We start from the raw sequence: 4,966 nt of genomic DNA on the forward strand, positions 1-4,966 counted from the left end.
AAAAAAGCCTAGATCGATTCGCCGCCAAGCGCCTTTGAGATTTGTCGTTTTGGCGCTTTCCAGTCTTCGCGCTGCCCGGCAATCGCGTATTCGCGCCTTCCCACCTTCGCGCCTTCGTGTCTTCGCGGTTGATTTCGCACCCGCGCTGTCCGCGTACGCGGATCGCCCGATTATCGCGGACTATCGCGGACCCGCGGTGGGCTGACGCGTTGCACGCGCCTGCCGCGATCGCGGGTGTTTTCGAGGCGTCTTACGCGCGGTTTTCGCGGGATTTGCGCGGGTGCGGCTACGCCTTGTCCTTGCGTACGAACGCTTCGCCGAATCCCTTGGATTTGAGGTCGCCCTGAATTTCCTTGGCCTTTTCGTACGAGGAAAGCTTGTCCTCGACCAGTATGTAATACGCCTTCTTGCCGCCGCTGTCGGCCTCGATGATGCGTGCGGCGTATCCGATGCCGGAAAGCTCGTCCAGCTTTTTCGTCGCCGCGTCCTTTTCGTCGATGATTGCCGCGTACACGGCGTAAACGTAATCGCCCTTCACGCCGCCGCTGCCGGAGCCGCCCGGCTTTTCCGAGGGCTTTTCCGCAGGCTTATCGGCCGGCTTTTCGGCGGGTTTCTCCGCCGGCTTGTCCGGGCGGGATACTCCGGAGCCGGAATCCGCGGGAGGATTGTCGCGGCTGACGGGCGGCCCGGGCCGGACGCTTTCCGCGCCTCCGGGCGGTGTGGGGCGCTCGTCGTCCTTTTCGTCGTCGTCCGGTACTGCGGTTTCTCCGGGGCGCGGGCCGGTTTCAAGCGGCGCTTCCTCCGGCGGCGCGGCGGTCGTTCCGGGCGAGCCTTGCTTCAAAAGTGAAATTCCGATAATCGGAAAGCTTTCGGCGAAGTCCTTGATGTCCTTTAAATCGATAGGCTTCTCGGCGGGTACGGGTTCCGCCTCGGTCGCGGCGACGGGAGCTTCCAGAGCCGGATCGTTGAACGGCATCGGAGGCGGCGCCTCGACGGGCGGATTCTGGTTGGCTTCGCGCTCCACGTTCTTGGCTTCCAACTGTTCGCTCTTCAGGGCTAGGTTGTCGGTGCCGCGCTCCGGCGTGCCCGGCGTGAACTGCTTGATGAACCACCAGGCGGAGATTACGGCCGCAGCGGCGACGAATACGCCTATCACGGTGTATCCGACGACCTGCTGCATCCGCTCCTGGCGGCGCTTCTTTCTGTATCCCTTAGGGTAATACTTGGCCATTTCAAGCTCCGGAAGTCCCGTTTCGACGCGCCGAACCGGACGCGCCCCAAACAGGGACGTAATTTAAGCGCAATTCGTTTAACGAAAGTACGGCGGCGGCGGTTGCTTCGGCGCCGGTCATCCGCCGACCTCCAAATCCCGGCGGGCCTGCGGCGGCGGCGCGCCTACCACGGCGTCCTCTACGAGGACGGGCTGCGCGGAATCGGGAAATGAAATCAGCTTGCCTTCGAGCATGCCGCGCACGTCGTCGGCGTCGATTTCGACGATGCGTCCGGGAGCGCGTCCGGGGGCGTGGTACATCAAATCCAGCAACAGGCGTTCCATGATGCTGCGAAGGCCGCGGGCGCCGGTTTTGCGCGCGAGCGCGAACTTTGCGATTTCCTCGTACGCCTGCTTCGTAAACCGCAAATCAACTCCGTCCAGGCTGAAAAGGTATTGATATTGCTTGACGAGAGAGTCGCGCGGGTCGGTGAGGATGTGGATCATAGCTTCGTGGTCGAGGTCTTCCAGTGTGGTGATTATCGGAAGGCGGCCGGTCAGCTCCGGTAAAAGGCCGAACTTGACCAAATCTTCGGGCTCCGCATGGACGAGCAATTCCGAGCGATTGTCGCTGACCGAATGCCCCGAGTCGGCGCGGAATCCCAGAACCTGTCTGCCGAGACGCTTGCGGATGACGTTTTCGATGCCTTCGAAAGTGCCGCCGCAGATGAAAAGAATGTTGGTGGTGTCTATCGGGATCGTTTCCTCATGCGGGTGCTTGCGGCCGAACCGGGGCGGAACCTGCGCCAGCGTTCCTTCGATCAACTTTAACAACGCCTGCTGGACACCCTCGCCGGAAACGTCGCGCGTGATGCTCGGATTCTCCGACTTGCGGCCGATCTTGTCTATTTCGTCAATGTAAATGATTCCGCGCTCGGCGCGCGCGATCCAGTCCGCTTCGCTGTTGCCGCCGAAATCCTGTGCAACCTGGTACAGCCGAAACAGGATGTTTTCTACGTCCTCCCCTACGTAGCCGGCTTCGGTGAGGCTGGTCGCGTCCGCGATCGCGAACGGCACGTTGAGTTTGCGCGCGAGGGTGCGCGCGAGGAGCGTTTTTCCGGTGCCGGTCGAGCCGATCATCAGGATGTTGCTTTTGCCGATTTCGACGCCTTTGACGGTTGACCAGATGCGTTTGTAGTGGTTGTAGACCGCCACCGAGAGCACTTTCTTGGCGTTTTGCTGGCCCACGACGTACTCGTCCAGATACTCCACGAGTTCGCGCGGCGTCGGCAGCGACGCGAGATCGGTTAGGTCGGTCGCTTTCGAACTTTTGCGCGGCTCCTCCAAAAGCTCGCGGCAGACCTCGATGCATTGCTCGCAGATATAGACTCCCGGCCCCTTGACCATCCGGACGTGCAGAGACTGCTCCTGCTTGCAAAAGGAGCACTGCGGCGACGCGCCTTCGTTTTTGGTTCCCGGTGCCATGTACGGAATATTCCGCCGCGGATATTTTATCAAACCGGAACGGAAATGGCCCGTTTAAAAGGGCATACCGCGCGAATGATAGAATCGGCCGAACGGCGGACCGGCGATCCCCGTCAAATTAAGGCGAAGCTTTCCGCAAGGAAGCGCGCCGCGCAGTCGAGGTCAAGTGGAAAACAATCCCAGAGGATCGTTTTACAGGCCGGGCAGGAGGCCCGCGCGTATCGCGCGCGCATTGGCGGGCGGCGCGGGAAAAACGGGAGGCGGCGGAAAGCCGGAGAGGAGCGGGCAGGGTGCCGGAAAGGCTTTCTTCAGGTGGCTCACTTCTCCGAACCTGCGCCTTCTCAAGATCGACAAGTACGTATTCAGCGAAGTATGGGGATGGTGGCTGCTGGCGCTGATGGGGTTTACGTTTTTCATGCTTGTGACAAGCCTGTTTCTTCTGGGCGAGAAGATTTTTTCCAAAAAAATACCGATTTACACAACCATAAAAATCCTGATTTTGTCCGCGCCCGCGTACATCGTGCTTGCGCTGCCCATCGCGATGCTCGTGGGGACGCTGATGGCGATGGGGAGGCTTTCCCGCGACAACGAGATTACCATGTTCGTCGCCAGCGGAGTGAGCCTGTACAGCATATTCCTTCCGTTCCTTTGTTTGGGTTTGTACACCGCGATACTCGCATGGTCGGTTTACGAATACGTAGTTCCGGCGAACAACAAGCAGTTCACGAAAGTGCTGGCGGTTTTCTGGGACAGCCAGGTGATCGACTATATAAAGCCGAACGTGGTGATCAAGGCGCCGGAGGACAAGTATTTTTACATCGAGCGCGTCGACCGCGTTGCGGACGTGATGTACAACGTCCGCCTCTTCGATTTCGCCAAAAAGGCGAAGACGCCGCGGGTGTTTCTTGCCGAGAAGGCGACGGTCAAAAACAAATTCCTGAATCTCGAAAACGTGCGCGTTATAGAAACGGACGAAAAGACCGGCAACGTGATCGCATCCGCCACGGCGAGCCGCACGGAGGTGGACATCGAGCGCAAGTTTTCGATGATGGAGTACGACACGGCGCCGCAGGAATTGTCCAGCAAGGAGCTGATCGAGCGCGTCAAGACGAAGCAGCGGGAAATGGCCGAGGACTTGAAGCGTTTTCAATTCGTCGCAAAGGACAGGCAGGAAAGCCTGTGGATGGACCAGACGGAGTATTACCTCAAGTTCGCAATTCCCTTCGCCAGCGTCGTGTTCGTGCTCGTCGCCGTTCCGATGAGCCTGCGCGGGCCGAGGGACGAACGCAATCTCGGATTGGTTCTTGCTTTCGTTCTTGCCCTGATTTATTACGCGTTGTTTTTCTCGTTCCGGATGCTCGGCTATCTGGGCAAGCTGCCGGCCGTTTACGCGGCCTGGACTCCGACGCTGCTTTTCGCGATTGCGGGTCTTATCCTGCTTGTCAGAGCAAGAAAATAGCCGCTGTCATTTTTCGGGCAGAGCGAACAAGCAAAACCGGCTCGCCGAATCGCATCCGGCGCATACAAGCTCCTCGACTTCCGGCTCCGCGCCGCGGGATTGGTACAGCGCGTGCCTGAAAAATCCAGTGATGAATGCGCACTGCGGAACCGTCGAATTTCCGAGCGCGAAAGGCGAGCCGCGCACTTCCGCGAAATACAAGTTGCGCTTGCGGAGCAGCGATACGCTCATTCCGCTATCCAGTCCCGAAAGCAGTTTCGCCGCCGATTTCACCGCGCGGCCGAATGCGAACTGCGGGAAAGCTGTCCCCTTGATTATTGCGGGCGATTTCAAATCCCGGAGCAAAAAATTGCAGCATTCCCTTCCCGCAAGCTCGGATATCGCGGGATAGTGCGGGGAACGCGAAAGCCCTTCAAGCGCGAGTCTCAAGGGCAGGTTGCCCAGCAGAATTCCCTCCCCCGCAAGCCTTTCCGACGCCTCCAGCGTCGTTCCGATATCCGCGCACACGGCCCGGTACGCGGCGGAATCAAGCCGCCGCGACGCGGACAGAAGCCCGAACAGCATTACCGGATGTGCTAGCGACGAGCCGCTCCTGGTCGAATGCGCCATCGCCGGATATTAGCATCGGGGGCACGCGCGGCATCATTCCCAAACCGGATGCCGGGAAGCGCGGCCTTTAGGCCGCGAAAATCAATCCCAATCGGGTTCGAGAAGCGCGGCGTTCACGCCGCGGGCCGTCCGGCAACTCAACAAAGGCAGCGGCCTTCAGGCCGCAAGTCCATTGAAGTGCCGGCCTTGTGAATATTGTATCA

4 protein-coding genes are annotated in these 4,966 nt (G+C 59.7%); 1 reads left to right on the top strand and 3 read right to left on the bottom strand.

Annotation, left to right across the window (positions count from 1 at the left end; genetic code table 11):
- Positions 1-286 precede the first annotated feature (286 nt).
- Entirely contained in the window at positions 287-1,231 is a 945-nt protein-coding gene (locus tag HRF49_05570; GenBank protein ID MEP0814117.1) for a hypothetical protein, read from the bottom strand.
- 117 nt (positions 1,232-1,348) lie between these two features.
- Positions 1,349-2,695, bottom strand: a complete 1,347-nt coding sequence (gene clpX / locus HRF49_05575) for an ATP-dependent Clp protease ATP-binding subunit ClpX (GenBank protein MEP0814118.1) — start codon at positions 2,693-2,695, stop codon at positions 1,349-1,351.
- A gap of 166 nt (positions 2,696-2,861) precedes the next feature.
- Here clpX and HRF49_05580 point away from each other — a divergent pair, with 166 nt between their 5' ends.
- Positions 2,862-4,154, top strand: coding sequence for a YjgP/YjgQ family permease (locus tag HRF49_05580; GenBank protein ID MEP0814119.1), 1,293 nt, complete (start codon positions 2,862-2,864; stop codon positions 4,152-4,154).
- Between the two features lie 6 nt (positions 4,155-4,160).
- Here the strand turns inward: HRF49_05580 and HRF49_05585 are convergent, their stop codons facing one another.
- Positions 4,161-4,763 (bottom strand): hypothetical protein, encoded by a 603-nt coding sequence (locus tag HRF49_05585; protein MEP0814120.1) that lies wholly within the window; start codon positions 4,761-4,763, stop codon positions 4,161-4,163.
- Positions 4,764-4,966 lie beyond the last annotated feature (203 nt).

The organism is bacterium, assembly GCA_039961635.1.
Taxonomy (GTDB): Bacteria; 4484-113; 4484-113; order JAGGVC01; family JAGGVC01; genus JABRWB01.